Origin of the sequence: Blattabacterium cuenoti, from assembly GCF_014251315.1 — a bacterium.
Lineage (GTDB): Bacteria > Bacteroidota > Bacteroidia > Flavobacteriales > Blattabacteriaceae > Blattabacterium > Blattabacterium cuenoti_AJ.
This window is the reverse complement of sequence record NZ_CP059185.1, coordinates 183,472-202,482: the sequence shown is the minus strand read 5'-3', so window position 1 is coordinate 202,482 and position 19,011 is coordinate 183,472. Positions and strand designations below refer to the sequence as shown.

Annotated in this window: 20 protein-coding genes; 15 read left to right on the top strand and 5 right to left on the bottom strand. The window is 26.8% G+C overall.

Features of this window, described 5'->3' with window-relative positions:
• Positions 1-89 precede the first annotated feature (89 nt).
• The 10 genes from H0H74_RS00930 (at position 90) to rplT (ending at position 10,755) form a co-directional block, all read left to right on the top strand.
• Entirely contained in the window at positions 90-1,157 is a 1,068-nt protein-coding gene (locus H0H74_RS00930; protein WP_185849388.1) for a branched-chain amino acid aminotransferase, read from the top strand.
• A 30-nt stretch (positions 1,158-1,187) separates the two neighbouring features.
• Positions 1,188-2,945 carry an arginine--tRNA ligase gene (argS, locus tag H0H74_RS00925; RefSeq protein WP_185849387.1) on the top strand — a complete coding sequence of 586 codons (1,758 nt, stop codon included), beginning with the start codon at positions 1,188-1,190 and terminating at the stop codon, positions 2,943-2,945.
• 18 nt (positions 2,946-2,963) lie between these two features.
• Positions 2,964-4,319, top strand: a complete 1,356-nt coding sequence (gene ffh / locus H0H74_RS00920) for a signal recognition particle protein (protein ID WP_185849386.1) — start codon at positions 2,964-2,966, stop codon at positions 4,317-4,319.
• Between the two features lie 110 nt (positions 4,320-4,429).
• Positions 4,430-6,031: a glycerol-3-phosphate dehydrogenase/oxidase gene (locus tag H0H74_RS00915; protein WP_185849385.1), complete on the top strand. Its 1,602-nt coding sequence runs from the start codon at positions 4,430-4,432 to the stop codon at positions 6,029-6,031.
• A gap of 28 nt (positions 6,032-6,059) precedes the next feature.
• Complete coding sequence (gene glpK, locus H0H74_RS00910) at positions 6,060-7,556, top strand: glycerol kinase GlpK (RefSeq protein WP_185849384.1); 1,497 nt, start codon at positions 6,060-6,062, stop codon at positions 7,554-7,556.
• Positions 7,557-7,564: 8 nt separating this feature from the next.
• Positions 7,565-8,311, top strand: coding sequence for an MIP/aquaporin family protein (locus H0H74_RS00905; RefSeq protein ID WP_185849383.1), 747 nt, complete (start codon positions 7,565-7,567; stop codon positions 8,309-8,311).
• A 27-nt stretch (positions 8,312-8,338) separates the two neighbouring features.
• Entirely contained in the window at positions 8,339-9,604 is a 1,266-nt protein-coding gene (thrS, locus tag H0H74_RS00900) for a threonine--tRNA ligase (protein ID WP_185849382.1), read from the top strand.
• A 54-nt stretch (positions 9,605-9,658) separates the two neighbouring features.
• Positions 9,659-10,192 carry a translation initiation factor IF-3 gene (infC, locus tag H0H74_RS00895; protein ID WP_185849381.1) on the top strand — a complete coding sequence of 178 codons (534 nt, stop codon included), beginning with the start codon at positions 9,659-9,661 and terminating at the stop codon, positions 10,190-10,192.
• 17 nt (positions 10,193-10,209) lie between these two features.
• Complete coding sequence (rpmI, locus tag H0H74_RS00890; protein ID WP_185849380.1) at positions 10,210-10,398, top strand: 50S ribosomal protein L35; 189 nt, start codon at positions 10,210-10,212, stop codon at positions 10,396-10,398.
• A 6-nt stretch (positions 10,399-10,404) separates the two neighbouring features.
• Positions 10,405-10,755, top strand: coding sequence for a 50S ribosomal protein L20 (gene rplT / locus H0H74_RS00885; RefSeq protein WP_185849379.1), 351 nt, complete (start codon positions 10,405-10,407; stop codon positions 10,753-10,755).
• Here the strand turns inward: rplT and def are convergent.
• Positions 10,747-11,280: a peptide deformylase gene (gene def / locus H0H74_RS00880; protein ID WP_185849378.1), complete on the bottom strand. Its 534-nt coding sequence runs from the start codon at positions 11,278-11,280 to the stop codon at positions 10,747-10,749. The two genes, rplT and def, sit on opposite strands and share 9 nt — an antisense overlap.
• A gap of 4 nt (positions 11,281-11,284) precedes the next feature.
• Positions 11,285-11,713 carry a Holliday junction resolvase RuvX gene (gene ruvX, locus H0H74_RS00875; RefSeq protein ID WP_185849377.1) on the bottom strand — a complete coding sequence of 143 codons (429 nt, stop codon included), beginning with the start codon at positions 11,711-11,713 and terminating at the stop codon, positions 11,285-11,287.
• Positions 11,714-11,785: 72 nt separating this feature from the next.
• Here ruvX and H0H74_RS00870 point away from each other — a divergent pair, with 72 nt between their 5' ends.
• From H0H74_RS00870 to H0H74_RS00855, 4 genes are read left to right on the top strand one after another with little or no spacing between them, the layout of a single operon-like run.
• Entirely contained in the window at positions 11,786-12,610 is an 825-nt protein-coding gene (locus tag H0H74_RS00870; RefSeq protein ID WP_185849494.1) for a 2,3,4,5-tetrahydropyridine-2,6-dicarboxylate N-succinyltransferase, read from the top strand.
• Positions 12,611-13,189, top strand: a complete 579-nt coding sequence (locus H0H74_RS00865) for an L-threonylcarbamoyladenylate synthase (protein ID WP_185849376.1) — start codon at positions 12,611-12,613, stop codon at positions 13,187-13,189. It abuts the gene before it with no gap.
• A gap of 6 nt (positions 13,190-13,195) precedes the next feature.
• Positions 13,196-14,614 carry a CCA tRNA nucleotidyltransferase gene (locus H0H74_RS00860; RefSeq protein ID WP_185849375.1) on the top strand — a complete coding sequence of 473 codons (1,419 nt, stop codon included), beginning with the start codon at positions 13,196-13,198 and terminating at the stop codon, positions 14,612-14,614.
• A 5-nt stretch (positions 14,615-14,619) separates the two neighbouring features.
• Positions 14,620-15,627, top strand: coding sequence for a DHH family phosphoesterase (locus H0H74_RS00855; protein ID WP_185849374.1), 1,008 nt, complete (start codon positions 14,620-14,622; stop codon positions 15,625-15,627).
• Here H0H74_RS00855 and H0H74_RS00850 read toward each other — a convergent pair.
• From H0H74_RS00850 to H0H74_RS00840, 3 genes are read right to left on the bottom strand one after another with little or no spacing between them, the layout of a single operon-like run.
• Positions 15,611-16,165 (bottom strand): thioredoxin family protein, encoded by a 555-nt coding sequence (locus H0H74_RS00850; protein ID WP_185849373.1) that lies wholly within the window; start codon positions 16,163-16,165, stop codon positions 15,611-15,613. The genes H0H74_RS00855 and H0H74_RS00850 overlap by 17 nt on opposite strands.
• 3 nt (positions 16,166-16,168) lie before the next feature.
• Positions 16,169-16,960, bottom strand: coding sequence for a zinc ribbon domain-containing protein (locus tag H0H74_RS00845; protein ID WP_185849372.1), 792 nt, complete (start codon positions 16,958-16,960; stop codon positions 16,169-16,171).
• A gap of 2 nt (positions 16,961-16,962) precedes the next feature.
• Positions 16,963-18,066 carry a Nif3-like dinuclear metal center hexameric protein gene (locus tag H0H74_RS00840; protein ID WP_185849371.1) on the bottom strand — a complete coding sequence of 368 codons (1,104 nt, stop codon included), beginning with the start codon at positions 18,064-18,066 and terminating at the stop codon, positions 16,963-16,965.
• A gap of 90 nt (positions 18,067-18,156) precedes the next feature.
• Here H0H74_RS00840 and lipA point away from each other — a divergent pair, with 90 nt between their 5' ends.
• Positions 18,157-19,011 (top strand): lipoyl synthase, encoded by an 855-nt coding sequence (gene lipA / locus H0H74_RS00835; protein WP_185849370.1) that lies wholly within the window; start codon positions 18,157-18,159, stop codon positions 19,009-19,011.

The following is a 19,011-nucleotide window of genomic DNA, read 5'->3' as shown; positions in this document are numbered from 1 at the left end:
ATTCAGTATTTTATTATAATTTTTTTAAAACCAAAAAATAATTATTTATTATTATATTTGTTTCACTAATGTTAATGTTTTTTAATTTTATGAAAGTAGAAATAGAAAAAACCTTACATTCTAGGATTGGGAAAATGGATTTTAACAATATTTTCTTTGGAAATCAATATTCAGATCATATGTTTTGTTCTGAATTCAAGAATGGAAAATGGAAAAATTCTATCATTAAGCCTTTTGGAAATATAATGTTATCCCCTATGTCTCTCGTTTTTCATTATGGACAAGCTGTTTTTGAAGGTATGAAAGCTTATAAAGATAAAAATGAAGAAGTTTTTTTATTTCGTCCAGAAGAAAACTTTAAGAGAATAAATAGATCTGCTGCTCGTTTGGAAATGCCGATGATTCCAGAAAATGTTTTTATGAATGGATTAAAAAAATTAATAGATATAGACAGGGATTGGATCCCAAAAAATTATGGACAATCTTTATATATTCGCCCTTTTATAATTGCAACTAATGGAGTTTTGTCAGCTAAACCTTCTAAAGATTACATGTTTATGATTATATCTACTCCTGCAGATGCCTATTATAAACATTCTTTAAAAATTAAAATAGAAGAAAAATATAGTCGTTCCGCATCAGGAGGAGTTGGTTTTACTAAAGCTGCTGGGAATTATGCTTCTTCTTTTTACCCTACTAGACTAGCTAACGAAGAAGGATTTGATCAAATCTTATGGACAGATTCTTCTACTCATACAATGATAGAAGAATCCGGTACGATGAATGTTTTTTTTTACTTAAAAAATAAACTTATAACGCCAAAAGCGAATGAAAACATATTAAGTGGAATTACCTGTAAAAGTATTCTTTCTTTAGCTAAAAAAGAAGGTTTCTTCGTAGAAGAACGAAATTTAAGTGTTTCAGAAATCATAGAAGGGTTTAAAACTGGTGAATTGAAAGAAGCTTTTGGTTGTGGAACCGCAGCTGTTATAAATCATTTTAAAACAATTAGTTATAAAGGTAATGATTTTTTTTTACCGGAAATTACAGAAAAAAAAAGAATATCTTATTCTTTAAAGAAGAAATTATTAGATATACAACATAATCGATCAGAAGATCCTTTTGGATGGAGAGTTCAATTAAAAAGATATTTGTAAAAATCGTTCTATATTGTTTTGTTATTGTCTATGAATGATCATTTTCAATCTATAGAGAAAATAGTTAAAGAATCCATATTGATTTTATATAAAATAGAATCTTGTCCTAAATTGGATTTTCAATATACTAAAAAAGAATATCCAGGAGATATTACTTTGATTTTATTTCCTTTATCTAAAAAATTCAAAAAGCCTGTAGAAAAAATAGGAAAGGATATAGGAGATTATGTTCAAAATCAATTAAAAGGATTGATTCAATTTTCTATTATTAGAGGATTTTTAAATTTTATTTTCAAAAATGATTATTATATTCATATTTTGAAAGAAATGTTAAATACAAATTTTTTTGAATTAAAATATCCTTCTAAAAAAATAATGATAGAATATTCTTCTCCTAATACTAATAAACCTCTTCATTTAGGACATATTAGAAATAGTCTTATTGGAGCATCTATCGCTGAAATATTAAAAACAGTTGGTCATGAAATAATAAAAATTCAAATTATTAATGATAGAGGAATACATATATGTAAATCTATGATAGCATGGAAAATGTTTGGAAAAGGAGAAACCCCTGATAGTGTTAAAATAAAAGGAGATCATTTCGTAGGAAAATATTATAGTTTGTTTAATAAAATTTATCATAAAGAAATTCAAGAATTATCTAATAGAAAATCTACTCAGTCTTCAATTCTAAATCAGGCTAGAGAATTGCTTAAAAAATGGGAATTAGGAGATCCTGTTATTCGAAATACTTGGAAAAAGATGAATCAATGGGTCTATAATGGTTTTGAAAAAACCTATAAAAAATTGGGTATCACTTTTGATCAAACAGAGTATGAAAGTAATATTTATGAAATTGGAAAAAAAATTGTAAAAAAAGGTCTTAAAGAAGGTGTTTTTTTTCAAAAAAAAGATGGATCAATTTGGATTGATTTAATCAAAGAAGGTTTTGATCAAAAACTTTTATTGCGATCTGATCAAACTTCCGTATATATAACTCAGGACATTGGAACAGCTATAGAACGTTTTAAAAAATACAATGTAGATCAAATCATCTATATAGTAGGAAAAGAACAAGATTATCATTTTCAAGTTCTTTTTAATGTATTAAAACGTTTAGGATATATATGGGTAAATAAATTGTCACACTTATCATATGAAATGGTATATTTACCAAGTGGTAGAATGAAATCTAGAGAAGGAAATATTATAGATGCCGACAGTATTATTTTAGAAATGTCTTCTATTGCAAAAAAGAATTTTCTAAAAAAATATCCTAAAGAAAAAAAAGAAGAACAAGAAAAATATGCTGAAATAATAGGATTAGGGGCTTTGAAATATTATTTTCTTAAAATAGATCCAAGAAAGAAAATAATTTTTCATCCTGAAAAATCTATAGATTTTAAAGGAAAAACAGGAACATATATTCAGTACACTTATTCTAGAATTCGTTCTTTAGAACGAAATTTTTTCAATTTTCGTTTATTACTTAATTATTATTGGTCAAATATCAAATTTGATGTACATGAGAAAAACATGATAAAAATTCTTCAAAAATATCCATTGATTCTAAAAAAATCAGCAATTTATTTAAATCCTTCTTTAATTGCAAATTATATTTATGAAGTATCTAAAACTTTCAACCATCTTTATCAAAATAAAAAATTAATAGATCCTTTAAACGTGATTCATAGCAACATTTGCATGAATATTATTCATATAACAGGAAATATTTTAAAATCTGGTATGAATTTATTAGGTATTAAAATGCTTGATCGTATGTAAATAAAAAAATGTATATCTATGTTTGAACATTTACAAAATAAATTTTCTAAGGCTCTTCATATTTTGAAGGGGCACAATACAATTACAGAAACTAATATAGCATCTTCTTTAAAAGAAATTGGACGAGCATTAATTGATGCGGATGTGAATTATAAAATAGTTAGAAGTTTTATTAGAAAAATTCAAGAAAAATCTATAGGAAAAAAAGTCCTTATTTCTTTAAATCCAAAACAATTAATTACAAAAATAGTATATGACGAATTAGTTTCTCTTATGGGGGAAAAAAGTGTAGAAATAAATCTTTCTAAAAAAAATCCTTCTATTATCTTAATTTGTGGATTACAAGGAAGTGGAAAAACTTCTTTTTCCTCTAAACTTGCTTTTTTTTTAAAAAAAAAAAATAAATCTCCTTTACTGGTCGCTGCAGATATTTATCGTCCTGCAGCTATAGATCAACTACAATTGATTGCGAAACAAGCAAATATTCCTGTTTTTTCTAAAGAAAAAAGTAAAAATGTTATAGATATTGTGGATCAATCTATTCTTTATGCTTTAAAAAAGAAGAGAAACGTAATTATCATTGATACAGCTGGTAGATTAGCAATAGATGAAATCATGATGGAAGAAATAAAAAAAATTAATCAACATTCTCAACCAGATGAGGTTTTATTTGTTGTAGACGCTATGACAGGACAGGATGCTATAAACACAGCCCAATCTTTTTCAAAAGTATTGAATTTTAATGGAATTGTCATCACAAAATTAGATGGAGATAGTAGAGGAGGTGTTGCTATAACTATGTCTAGTGCAGTGAAAAAACCTATAAAATTTATTAGTAATGGAGAAAAAATAGAAGATTTAGAAGTTTTTCATCCAGACAGAATAGCGAATAGAATATTAGGTATGGGTGATATCGTTTCTTTAGTTGAAAAAGTACAAGAACAATTTGATGAAAAAAGAACTAAAAAAATTTATCAAAAAATTAACAAAAATCGTTTTAGTTTTAATGATTTATTAGAACAAATTCAACAAATTAAAAAAATAGGGAATATAAAAAATATTATTTCAATGATTCCTGGAATTGATAGGTTTTTTTCTTTTTATGGAAATGAAAAAAATTCTTTTAAAAAAATAGAATCTATTATTTATTCTATGACTCCTTATGAAAGAAATCATCCTAAGATTCTTACTGATGTGAGAAGAAAAAAAAGAATATCTAAAGGATCTGGTATTACATTGAGTGATATAGATCTTTTCATAAAACAATTTTATGATATGAACAAAATCATGAAGAAAATTCATGATCATTCAGGGAAAAAAATTGTAAAAGATTTTATATATCAAATGATTAATAATAAAGAAAATAATGTATAATTACAATTATAATTTTCTTTTATTGAAAATATTTTTAATTTTGTTCATTTACTTTTTTAAAAGTCCCAATACAATCGGAGATTCCGTTTGAAATTTGATACGAGTGAAACATGATGAAAGGTTTTTTAAATAGAGATAAGTTTTTAAACATTTTAGACAGTGTAAATATTTGGGATGTGATCATTATTGGAGGAGGAGCTACAGGGTTAGGAATCGCTTTGGATTCTTCTTCTAGAGGATATAAAACCCTTTTATTAGAACAGTCCGATTTTTCTAAAGCGACTTCAAGTAGAAGTACAAAATTAATTCATGGAGGAATCCGGTATTTAGCTCAAGGAAATATAAGATTAGTTTATGAAGCATTACGAGAAAGAGGTTTTTTACTAAAAAATGCTCCTCATTTAGTAAAAAAACAAAAATTTATTATTCCGATCTTTAATTGGAAAATGGGTATTATGTATTGGACTGGTTTAAAATTGTATGAATGGCTATCTGGTTCTTTAAGTTTTGGAAAATCCAGATTTTTATCCAAAGATGAAATAGTTAAAAATTTTCCAGAAATTAAAAGTAAAGAGTTGAAAGGAGGAGTTTTATATTATGATGGACAGTTTGATGATTCACGTTTAGCTATAAATTTGGCTCAGACTTGTGTTCAAAAAGGTGGAATATTATTAAATTATTTTAAAGTCAAAAGTTTGATAAAAAAAGTTGGGAATAAAATTTCTGGAGTTATCGCCTGTGATCTTGAAACTAAAAAAAAATATTCTATTTATTCAAAAATAGTTATAAACGCTACTGGAGTTTTTTCTGATTCTATTTCAAGAATGGATGAATCTACATGTCCTATTTTTATAAAACCAAGTCAAGGAACACACATTGTATTAGATAAATCTTTTTTTAGTAGTTCAAATGCTATAGTCATTCCAAAAACTAAGGATGGAAGAGTTTTATTTTGTGTTCCATGGTATGATCATGTTTTAGTAGGTACTACAGACACTTTTATAGATAACAGTGTTCTTGAACCGAAACCTTTAGAAGAAGAAATCGATTTTATATTACAAACTTTTAACAAATATTTTGTACTTCATACAAAAAAAAGTGATATACTAAGTGCATTTTCCGGATTACGTCCTCTTTTTGTTACTAAAAATTATTATTCTGTTACTACTAAAACTAAAGATATTTCTAGATCTCATAAACTTATGATTAGTTCTTCTGGATTAATTAGCATTATAGGTGGAAAATGGACTACTTATAGAAAAATGGCAGAAGATACTGTAAATAAAGCTATTGAAATAGGAAAATTAAATAAAATGCCTTCTATAACAAAGAATCTCAAAATTTATGGTTCCTATTCTTCATATACAAGTAAAAATCATCATTGGGATAAATATGGAGAAGATGAATATCATATAAAAAAATTAATAGAGAAAAATCCATTATTGGGAGTTTCCTTAATTTCAAAAAATTCTTATTCTTATACCGAAGCAGAAGTAGTTTGGATGGTTCGTTATGAAATGGCGAGAACAATTGAAGATATTTTGGCTAGAAGATTTCGCTTATTATTTTTAAATGCTAAAAAAGCAATAGATATAGCACCCAGGGTTGCTTCTTTAATGGCTAAAGAGCTTTCTAAAGATGAGAAATGGGAAAAATCACAAGTAGCAGCTTTCAAAAAGCTAGCTATACAATACTATTATCCAGAAGTTTGATAGTATAAAAATTATTATATGTTTATGTATGAAAAAATATGTGCTATCATTAGACCAGGGAACTACCAGTTCTAGAGCTATTATTTTTGATCAAATTGGAAATATTATTTCTATAGCTCAAAGAGAATTTACACAAATTTACCCTAATCCTGGATGGGTAGAACACAATGCGGAAGAAATATGGTCTACACAAGCTTCAGTTGCTTTAGAAGCTATTTTAAAGGCTAATTTAGAAGGGGAAAATATTGTATCAATAGGAATCACAAATCAAAGAGAAACTACTGTTGTATGGGATAAAAAAACGGGAGAACCTATTTTTAATGCTATAGTGTGGCAAGATAGACGTACATTCAAGTATTGTGATCAAATTAAAAAAGAAGGATTAACCGAAATGATCCGAAAAAAAACAGGTTTAATTATAGATCCTTATTTTTCCGCTACGAAAATTCGATGGATATTAGAAAATGTTCCTGGGGCTAAAAAAAAAGCTGATTCTGGATCTTTAGCATTTGGAACAATAGATTCATGGTTAATATGGAATTTAACCGGTAAAGAAATTCATGTTACAGATGTAACCAATGCTTCTCGTACTATGTTATTTAATATTCACACGCTTAGTTGGGATCAAGAATTGATAGATTTATTTAATATTCCAATCACTATGCTTCCAGAAGTAAAATCATCTAGTGAAATTTTTGGTTATACAACAGGACATATTCTATCACATAAAATACCAATATCTGGTATTGCTGGGGATCAACAAGCTGCTCTTTTTGGTCAAATGTGTACTAAAATTGGGATGGTAAAAAATACTTATGGAACAGGATGTTTTATGTTAATGAATGTAGGTGATAATCCTGTTTTTTCTCAAAATAATTTAATTACTACTGTTGCTTGGAAAATTAAAAACAAAGTTCAATATGCGTTAGAAGGAAGTGTTTTTATTGCAGGAGCTGTTGTTCAATGGCTTAGAGATGGATTAGGACTTCTTTTATCTTCTAATGAAGCGGAAATATTAGCTTCTACAGTGGATAATACGGAAGGTTTATATATGGTTCCAGCTTTTTCAGGGTTAGGAGCACCTTATTGGGATCAAAAAGCTAGAGGAACTATTGTAGGCATTACAAGAGGAACTTCTTCTGCTCATTTTGTTAGAGCGGCATTAGAAAGTATTGCTTTTCAAAATATGGATGTATTGAAAGCTATGGAAGCTGATTCTGGTATTTCTATAAAAGAACTTCGTGTTGATGGAGGAGCTACGGTAAACAAACTATTAATGCAATTTCAATCTGACATTTTAAATGTAAAAGTTGTTAAATCTAAAATTTCTGAACTTACAGCAGCTGGAGCTGCTTATCTATCTGGATTAGCTGTTAATTATTGGAGCAGTCTTGAAGATATTCAAGATAAATGGCAATTAGAACAGGTTTTTGAACCAAGAGGTCTATCTAGTAGACTAGAAAGAATTCAAGGCTGGAAAAGAGCAATCCAAACAACTCGTTCTTGGTCTAGACAAATAAAATAAAAAATAAAATGACAAAAATATATGCAGAAATCATAGGAACAATGATTTTAGTATTTTTAGGAAATGGGGTGGTTGCAAATGTTATTTTATCAAAAACTAAAGGTCATAGTAAAAATGGAGGATGGCTAACTATTACCATAGGATGGGCATTAGCTGTGTTTATGGGAATAACCGTTGCCGCACCTTATAGTGGTGCTCATTTAAATCCTTGTGTAACAATTAGTTTTGCCATAATTGGAAAATTTAGTTGGGAAATGGTTCCCTTTTATATTTTTTCTCAATTCATTGGAGCTATGTTAGGATCTTTGTTCGTATGGTTTTTATACAAGGATCATTTTCTTGAAACTCAAGAACAACAAGAAAAATTATCTGTTTTTGTGACTATTCCTTCTATAAAAAATTTATTTTCTAATTTTTTAAGTGAAGTATTAGCTACTTTTGTTTTTATATTCATTTCTTTATATCTTTCGTTGGAAGGAACTCTTTTTTTTAAAGAAGAAAAATATCCTATAGGGTTGGGCTCTTTAGGGGCACTTCCTTCCGCTTTGGTTGTATTAGGAATTGTTTTATCTTTAGGAGGTGCTACAGGTGCTGCTATCAATCCCGTTCGAGACTTAGGTCCAAGAATTATATATTCCATTATTCCTATTCCGGGAAAAGGAAAAAGTAATTGGGATTATGCTTTGATTCCAATACTTGGTCCTATTGTAGGATGTATAATAGCAGCGACATTATATTTATTTTTATCATCATAAAAATAAAAAAACTTGTAACTTATTTTTATGGGGGAAGATAAGTCAATTCCTTTTTGCAAAGAAAATTCTAGTATAGATAGAGATCACAGAAAAATAGGAAAAAAACTGAAATTTTTTGTTTTTTCTAATAGAGTGGGAACTGGATTGCCTTTGTGGTTGCCTAGAGGTGCAATTCTTAGAAAAAATTTAGAAGAATTTTTAACTAATGTTCAAAAAAAGTCAGGATACGAAATGGTTGTGACTCCACATATTGGTCATAAAAAATTGTATGTTAGGAGTGGTCATTGGAGTAAATACGGAAAAGATCATTTTAAACCTATTTACAGCCCTCGTAAAGGAGAGGAATTTCTTTTAAAACCTATGAATTGTCCTCACCATTGTGAAATTTATCGTTCCCAAGAATGGTCCTATCGTGATCTTCCTAAACGTTTTGCGGAGTTTGGAACAGTATATCGTTATGAACAAAGTGGAGAACTTCATGGATTAACTAGAGTAAGATGTTTCACTCAAGATGATGCACATATTTTTTGTACTCATGATCAATTGTTAAAAGAGTTTAAAGAAGTAATTCATTTAGTTTTTTACGTATTTCGTTCTCTAGGTTTTTTGACATATACAGTTAGAATTTCTCTTAGAGATCCTAAAAAAGGAGATGATTATATAGGATCAGAAAAAAATTGGGAAAAAGCTGAAAAAGCTATACTACAAGTAGTAAAAGAAGAAGAAATAGAATCATCTATCAATTATGGAGAAGCCGCTTTTTACGGACCAAAATTAGATTTTCTTATTAAAGACTCTTTAGGGAGAAATTGGCAACTTGGAACGATTCAAGTCGATTATAATTTACCTGAAAGATTTGATTTATATTATAAAGGAAAAAATAATGAAAAATGTCGTCCCGTGATGATACATAGAGCTCCTTTTGGTTCATTAGAACGTATTATTGCTATTATGATAGAACACACAAAGGGAAATCTTCCATTATGGTTAGTTCCTAATCAAGTGGTTATACTTCCTATAAGTGATAAATATATAATTTATGCAAAAAAAATTTTAAATTTAATGCTGAGTTACAATATTCGTGTGTTTATTGATAATAGAAACGAGAAAATTAATAAAAAAATTAGGGATTCTGAAGAAAATAAGATTCCTTATATGGTTATTCTGGGAAATAAAGAGGAGAAAAATGAAATGATATCATTACGACGTCATGGTTTAGGAGATTTAGGAAAATTTTCTATTTCCAATGGAATAGAATCTATTTTGAGTGAAACAAATAAATTTAAAAACTAAAACTATAAAGCTATTATAAAAAAGAAATTTTCAAGAGGGAATAAAAGAAATAGAATGTACCGACCGTTACTGAAAAAAAAAGAAGAACATCGTATTAATGAAAATATTGATACACCAAAAGTTCGTTTAGTCGGTGATTCTTCCATAGAAAATGGAATTTATTCTATACAAGAAGCTATTCAGTTTTCTAGAGAAAGAGAACTTGATTTAGTTGAAATTAATCCTAAATTAAATCCTCCAGTGTGTAAGATCCTGGATTATAAGAAATTTCTATATGAACAAAAAAAAAGAAAAAAACAATTTAAAGCAAAACAAATTAAAGTAAATACTAAAGAAATTAGATTTGGACCACAAATTGGAGATCATGATGGAAAAGTTAAGATTAAAAGTGCAGAGAAATTTTTAATGCGTGGAGATAAAGTAAAAGTATTTGTTTTTTTTAAAGGACGTTCTATAGTATACAAAGATCAAGGAAAAATTAAATTATTAAAATTTGCAGAAGAAATTGAAGAATATGGAAAAGTGGAGCAAATGCCGGTAATGGAAGGAAAAAGAATGTATATGATATTAGCTCCAAAAAAATTTTAACGTTTAACGTATTTATTATGCCTAAATTAAAAACAAAATCAGGGTCTAAAAAGAGATTTAAAAAAACAGCTAATGGATATATAAAAAGAAAACATGCATTCAAGAATCATTTGTTAACTAAAAAATCTAAGAGAAGGAAACGTAATCTTTCTGTATTTACTTTATTGAAAAGATCAGATCAAAAAAATATAAAAATACAAATTTAGAAATTCATGCCTAGATCTACAAATGCAGTTTCCTCCAGACGGAAACGTAAAAAGATACTGAAATTAGCAAAAGGTTTTTATGGTGCTAGAAGCAAAGTTTATACAGTTGCTAAAAATGCTGTAGAAAAATCTTTTATTTATGCTTTTTCAGGAAGAAAAAAAAAGAAAAGAGATTTCAGATCTCTTTGGATTAAACGTATAAATGCGGGAGTACGTCAATATGGAAAATGCTATTCTGAATTTATGAAGAAGTTATCCGAAAAAAATATTAAAATCAATAGAAAAACTCTTTCATATATATCTATGAATGATCCTAATATTTTTAAAAAAATAGTAGATGATGTTTATTCACAATGAATTTATTTCTGATAAATTCATCAATTTTTTTTCTATTATTTTCTTTTTCGTAGAAGAAAAATAATCTATGAAAAGTTTTCCTTCAATATGATCATATTCATGTAAAATTACTCTTGCACATATGCCTGTTAAGGTTTTTTTTTGTTTTTTCCAATTTTTATCATAATATTCAATTTTAACATTAGATTTTCTTTGTATATTTCCCATAATTCCAGGAATACTAAGACATCCTTCATTAAATTTAGACTCTTTTCCATGAATTTTTAATATTTTAGCATTAATAAAAACTTCCTTATAATTGCTAATATTTACTCCATTTAAATAAGGAGTTTTTACTATAAAAAGTCGAATATTTTTTCCAATTTGAGGAGCCGCCAATCCTATTCCTTTTACTTTTTGTATAGTTTCAAACATATTTTGAATTAATTTATTGATTTCTTTTCTGTTTTCATAGGAAGAAAAATCTATATCCAAACATTTTTTTCTCAAAATAGGATTTCCATAAAGAACTATAGGCAATATCATGTAATTAATTTTTTTTCTTCGTTTTCGAAAGTGAAAGATAAGACTGTAAAATTATAGTAGCACTAATTTGATTTAAAATTACTTTTTTTTTCTTTTTTTTTTTTAAACCTAATTTTATCATAGTGTCAAAAGCCATTTTAGATGTAAAACGTTCATCTACTCTTTCTATGATGATTTTAGGATATTTTACGTGAAATTTAGAAATAAATTTCTGAATATCTGTTTCTACTGAAATTTCTTTTTGATTATTCAATTTTTTTGGTAATCCTACAACGATTTTTTCTATTTTCTCATAAACTAAAAAATTTTTTAAAAACTTCATCAAGTTCTTAGTAAAAATAGCATCTAGTCCAAACGCAAATATTTGTTTTTCATCTGTTATAGATAAGCCAGTTATTATTTTTCCATAATCTATTCCTAGTATTTTTGCCATATATACTTGTTATCTTATTTTATTTTTGCTACTTTTGTTTTATTTTATTTTATTTCCAATATATATAAATAAATAAAAGTGAATAGATTGAAATTAGAAATAGAGAAAGCTTGGAATCAGAAAAATCTATGGACCACTGATGCAAATATAAAAAATGTAGTTCTTCAGGTGATCGACCATTTAGAAACAGGATCAATCAGAGTGTCGAACTATCTAAATGGAGAATGGATAATTAATGAATGGATTAAAAAAGCTATTATTATGTATTTTTCTGTTCAAAAAATGAATACGATAGAATTAGGGCCATTAGAATTTTATGATAAAATTCCTATCAAGAATCAATTTAAGAAAAAAGGAGTACGTGTCGTTCCTCATGCTATAGCACGTTATGGTTCGTATATATCACCTGGAGTGATTCTTATGCCTTCTTACGTAAATATAGGTGCATACATAGGGAACAATACTATGATAGACACATGGGCTACAGTGGGAAGTTGCGCTCAAGTTGGAAGTCGTGTTCATGTAAGTGGAGGGGTAGGAATAGGAGGGGTTTTAGAACCTTTACAAGGTCGTCCAGTTATTATCGAAAATGATGCTTTTATTGGATCTAGATGTATTTTAGTGGAAGGAGTTTTAATCAAAGAAGGAGCTGTTTTAGGAGCAAATGTAGTTTTAACTTCCTCCACAAAAATTTTTGATGTAACTAATGAAAAACCTATTGAAAGTAAGGGTGAAATTCCTAAATATTCTGTGGTTATACCCGGATCTTATCCAAAAAAATTTCCTTCAGGTATATATCATGTTCCGTGTGCTATGATTATAGGAAAAAGAAAAGAAAGCACAGATAAAAAAATATCTTTAAATGATGCATTAAGAAGTCATAATTTAGTAATTTGAATGTCTTTTTACGTAGAAATAGAAAAAAGTATAGAGATTTTAAAAAAAGGAAAGAGTTTATTGTATCCTACAGATACTGTATGGGGATTGGGATGTGATGCATTTAATATTCAAGCTATAAAAAAAATATGTGAAATTAAGAATAGAAGTATTTATAAATCTATGATTATTTTAGTAGAAAGTATGGATCGTTTACATCAATTAGTAGGAACAATTTCTAATTTCACTAAAAGAATAATTGTTGATAATTTTATTAGAAAAGACAAACCTATTACTATAATATACGAAAATACTAAAAAGATAGCTACTAATTTTTTTAGAAAAGATAATACTTTAGCTGTTCGTTTAACATATGACCCATTTTGCACTTGTTTGATCCGAAATTTTGATAGACCTATTATTTCTACTTCTGCTAATTTTTCAGGATTTTTTCCCCCTAAATCTTTTTCAGAAATTCATCCTTATATTTTAAGAAAAACAGATTATGTTGTAAATTTTAGAAGAGAAGAAAAAGCTAATTATAGTGGTTCTTCTATTATAAAAATTGGATCCAATCAAGTCAAAATATTACGTATGTAGACTGACATGAATTTATCATCTGCTGTTCAGAAAAAAATATTTCATATTGTAAGTGTTTCTTCTCAAAAAATAAAACAAAATAGCTATGTTATAGGAGGTTATGTTCGGGATTTTTTGCTAGGTAAAATGAAATCGGAAGATTTAGATATTTTAACTATAGGAGAAGGGGTTAAATTAGCCGAAGAGGTTTCTAAATATATCATTCCTTATCCTAAAATAAAAATATTTAAACGTTTTGGAACCGCAATGTTGGAATATGATAATCAAAAAATAGAGTTTGTAGGATCAAGAAAAGAATCCTATCATTTTTATAGTAGAAAACCTATTATAGAGTTTGGGTCGTTGCAAGACGATCAGAATAGAAGAGATTTTACAATTAATGCTTTAGCTATTAGTTTAAATCGTAATAATTATGGAGAATTAATCGATCCATTTGGAGGGTTATCAGATTTGAAAAAAAAAATATTAAGAACTCCATTAAATGCAAATATCACTTATTCTGATGATCCACTCCGAATGATGCGAGCTATAAGATTTGCCACTCAGTTAAAGTTTGAGATTGAAAAATATTCATTTCAATCAATTCAAAAAAACAAGAATAGAATAAATATTGTTTCTACAGAAAGAATCATAGAAGAATTTAATAAAATTCTTCTATCTGAAAAACCTTCTATAGGATTATTTTTATTATATAAATCTGGATTATTATCAATTATATTACCAGAATTAGTTCTGTTAAAAGGAATAGAAGAAAAAAATGGATACAAACACAAAGATAATTTTTATCATACTTTGCAAGTTGTAGATAATATTAGTAAAGAAAAAACCAATTCTCTTTGGTTAAGATGGGTCGCATTACTTCATGATATAGGGAAAACTTATACCAAGAAATTTTTTCCGAGAATCGGATGGTCTTTTCATGCTCATGAATTTGTAGGGGCCAAGATGGTTACGAATATATTTCAACGTTTAAAGCTTCCAAAAGGTTCTTCTATGAGATATGTTAAAAAGATGATTCAGTATAGTTATAGACCTATTGCGTTAATAGGAAATAATATCAGTGATTCTGCTATACGCAGGTTTTTATTTGATATAGGAAAGGATTTAGAAGATTTAATAAAATTATGTATTGCTGATATTACTACTAGTAGTATAGATAAAAAAAATCAATATAAAAAAAATATTTATCTTCTTATGGAAAGAATTAAAAAATTAGAAGAAAGAGATAAAATTCAAAATTGGAAATCACCCATATCAGGAAATGATATAATGAAGGCCTTTCATATTAATCCATGTAAGAAAATAGGAATCATAAAAAATTTTATTAAAGATTCTATTTTGGAAGGAAAAATATCTAATAATTTTTGTTCTGCTTATTTTCTTATGTTGAAAAAAGGAGAAGAATTGGGATTGAAAAAAAAATAATATATATGTTGTTTTCTAACATCAATGGAATAAACAAAAAAAAGATCGTACTTTTACCTCATAATAATCCAGATGGAGATGCTTTAGGATCTTCTTTAGCTCTTTTATTTTATTTTAGAAAATTAAAACATGATGTGGATTTAATATCTCCAACAGAATATTCTGAATCTTTTCAATGGCTTCCTGGAAGCAAGGATATTCTTGTTTTTTCTAAAAACACACAATCTTTAGTAAAAAAAAAAATTGTAAACTCTGATTATATTTTTTTTATAGATTTTAATAATTTGTCAAGAATCAATAATATAAGAGATTTTTTTTTATATTCAAAAGCAAAAAAAATACTAATTGATCATCACCCTTTTCCATTTTATTTTGATTTTATGTTTTCAGATCCTACAGTGGCAGCTACCAGTATTTTGGTTTTTCGATTCATATCTGATATGAATAATTTAGATAAAATAGATAAAGAAATAGCTACGTGTTTATATGTAGGATTAATGACTGATACAGGTTTTTTTCGTTTTCCTTCTGTTACTTCAGAAACTCATTTTATTGCCGGAAAATTAATAGAAAAAGGAGTTGATATAGATTTCATTTATAATCATTTACAAGAAAAATACAATAAAAATAGATTAAAATTGTTATCTAAAGCTTTGAAAAAATTAAAAGTCATTAAAAAATATCGTACAGCTTATACAAGCATAAAAGCTTCGGACATCAATTTTTATTCGTATAAACAAGGAGATACAGAAGGAATTATTACTTATGGATTAAGTATTAAAAATATTGTTTTTTCCGTTTTCTTTTTTGAAGAAAAAGAAAAATATCCGATCAAAATTTCCTTTCGTTCTAAAGGAAATTTTGATGTAAACATGTTTGCTAGAAAACATTTTGGAGGAGGAGGACACAAAAACGCAGCAGGAGGTATATTAGAAAAAAGTTTATCCGAATCTATAGAATATTTTTTAAATATTATCCCCAATTATTATAAAAGTCTTACGTTTTCCATTTGATATTACATCCGTAACTTAATTTTAGTATTGGATCTATTTTTTTTCCTTTTAAAATATTCTGTAATACATTTCTTAGATCAGAACCTGTAACAGGAATATTATTTCCTGGTCTAGAGTCATCTAATTGTCCATGATAACATAAATTTCCACTTCCAGAAAATATAAAAAATTCAGGAGTACATTTTGCACAATAATATTTAGCAACTTCCTGTGTTTCATCAAAAAAATAAGGAAAAGGATAACCTAATTCAAAATACACTTTTTTCATATTTTCTGGAGAGTCTTCCGGATATTTTTTTTCATCATTAGAATTTATTGCTAAAAATGAAATCTTTTTTAAGAGAAAATCATTAGCTAAACGAATTAATTCTGTATTGATATGTTTAACATACGGACAATGATTGCAAATAAACATTATTACAGTTGCTTGATTTGAAAAAAAATCTTTTAAAAATTTCTTTTTTCCTGAAGAAACTTCTAACAATTTAAAATCTTTAAATTGAATTTTCATTTCACTAGAAGAATAAGTTCGTACCATGATTTATAATTTTTTTTTAGAACAAAAAACAAAAAATTTTTTCTTTTCTTCCTCAGCTAATTCAGCATCTATTAATATTCTTCCACTATGTTCATCTATTAAAAGCTTATTACGTTGTATTAGTTCAGAATATTTTTGAGGTGTTATCGCTAAATAAGAACCTAATGGAGCCCCTCTTTGTACTGGAGCAACAGCCACTCCATTTTTGACTCCATTTCTGATTCTTTGATAAATTTTCAATAAACTATTATCCACTTTTTTAGAAAAACATAAAGATTGTTCTAATAAAATTTTTTCCTCTTTATTGTTTTCTGATTGAATATGATTCAATTCTTTTTTTTTGTGAAAAAGGTGTTCCTTTTTCTTTTTTAAAATAGACTCTTTTTTTTTAAAAATTTCTTCCCTTTTATCAATTTGAACATTCAATTCCTTAATTCTTTTTTTAGCCAATTGTATTTCTAATTTTTGATAGTCAATCTCTTTATCTATAGAATAGAATTCTTTATGATTTTTTATATGATTTTTTTGTTTTTCATATTTATTGATCAAAATTTCTGAAGATTTAATATTCTTATTTTGTTTATTTATATTTTCTTTTATAGAAAAAAGATCTTCATGAAGATTTTCTAATTTTTTTTTCATTTGGTCTAATTCTTCTTCTAAACTTTTTAGTTCCATAGGAATATTATCTCTAAACTTTCGTATTTCATCTATACGAGAATCTATTAATTGAAGATGGTATAATATTCTCAATTTATCTACTACAGTGACTGCTTCTTGTATTTTATGGACCATAATTAATAAAAATATTTAACTGGATTAGTATAAACTTCTGATTCATAAACAGAAATAGAAGTAAAATTTTGATCTAAAAAAGATTTCAGTAAATTTTTAGTAAACTTTTCAGATTCATAATGCCCTACATCCACAATTAATATTTTTTTTTCATATTTAAAAAAATCATGATATTTCAAATCAGAGGATATAAAAACATCAGCTTTTTCTTTTATAGCAGATTCTATTCCAAAACGTCCTGATCCTGTAATCATAGCTATTTTTTGAATTTTTCTTTCCGTAAAATTAGAATGTCGAATACAAGGAACATTCATTCTTTTTTTGATAAAAAGAAGAAAATCATATTCATTCATTTTTTCCAAAAAATTCCCTATAAAACCTATTCCTATATAAGGATTTATATTTTCAAGATTATAAATTTCGTAAGCTACTTCTTCATAAGGGTGATTTTTAAAGAGTGCATTTTTTATTATATTTAATTTATAATCAGGGAAAAGAACACTAATGCAAGTTTCTTTTTGCATATAAAATATTTCTTTTTTTCCAATAAAAGGTTTGGATTTTTTATTCCCCATATAACTTCCGAATCCATCAAAATTATAACTACAATGACTGTAATTAGAAATATTTCCAGCTCCTGCTTCAAATAAAGCATTTCTAACTTTAACGGCATGATCAACTGGAACATAAGTAATTAATTTTTTTATAGTTTTTTTTTGGGGGAATAGGACTTTTTCTCTTTTAATTCGTAATAATTTAGAGATATAAGAAGATGTTCCTTCCCATATAACGTCTAAATTTGTGTGAATCACATAAATAGATATATCATTTTTTAACGCATAAATTATAACTCTTTCTGAAAATGTTTTTCCAGTTATATTCTTAATAGGTTTAAAAATGATAGGATGAAAAGAAATTATCAAATCGCATTTTTTATTCATAGATTCATAAAAAACCTCTTCAGTGAGATCTAAAGTAATCAATACATTTTTTACTTTTTTATGAAATGAACCTACTATTAATCCAACATTATCGTAAGAATCTGCATATTCTAGAGGAGCTAGATTTTCTAATCTAGCAGCTATGTCTCTAACAAACACTTCCATACAAATAAAAAACATATATTTTAACAAATTTATCAAAAAAAAATTGATTTTTATGTTTTTTATAGTATAATAATAAAAATTAAAAAATACATGAACGGAATTCGGACAAAACCAAAATGGATAAAAGTAAAATTACCAATAAGTCAAAATTATCATGAATTGCAAAAATTAGTTTCTTTGCATAAACTAAATACAATTTGTCAGAGTGGAAGTTGTCCTAATATAGGAGAATGTTGGGATAAAGGAGTCGCTACTTTTATGATATTGGGAAATATTTGTACAAGATCTTGTAGATTTTGTGGAGTAAAAACAGGACGTCCTAATAAAATAGATTGGAAAGAACCAGAAAAGGTCGCAAAATCTATAAAAATATTAAAAATAAAACATGCGGTATTAACTTCTGTAAATCGAGATGATTTAGATGACATGGGATCTTCTATATGGATTCAAACCATACAAAAAGTACGACATTTCAATCCAAACATTACAATAGAAGCTTTAATTCCCGATTTTAAAGGAGAAAAAAAAATAATAGATAAAATAATAGATATTCATCCAGAAGTCATTTCTCATAATGTGGAGACTGTTTTTAGATTAACAAAAAAAGTTCGCATTCAAGCGAAATATGATCGTAGTCTTGAAGTTTTACAATATATAAAAGATAAAAATAAAAATATACGTACAAAAACAGGAATCATGTTAGGATTGGGAGAAACAAAAAAAGAAATAATAGAAACAATGGAAGATATCAGAAAATCTAAAGTAGATATTCTGACAATGGGACAATATTTACAACCTTCCTTAAAGCATTATCCTGTTCGTTTTTTTGTTTTTCCAGAAGAATTCAAAGAATTGAAAAAAATTGGATTAAAAATGGGATTTAAATATGTAGAAAGTGGACCTTTAGTTAGATCTTCTTATCATGCGGAAAAACATGTAAAATAA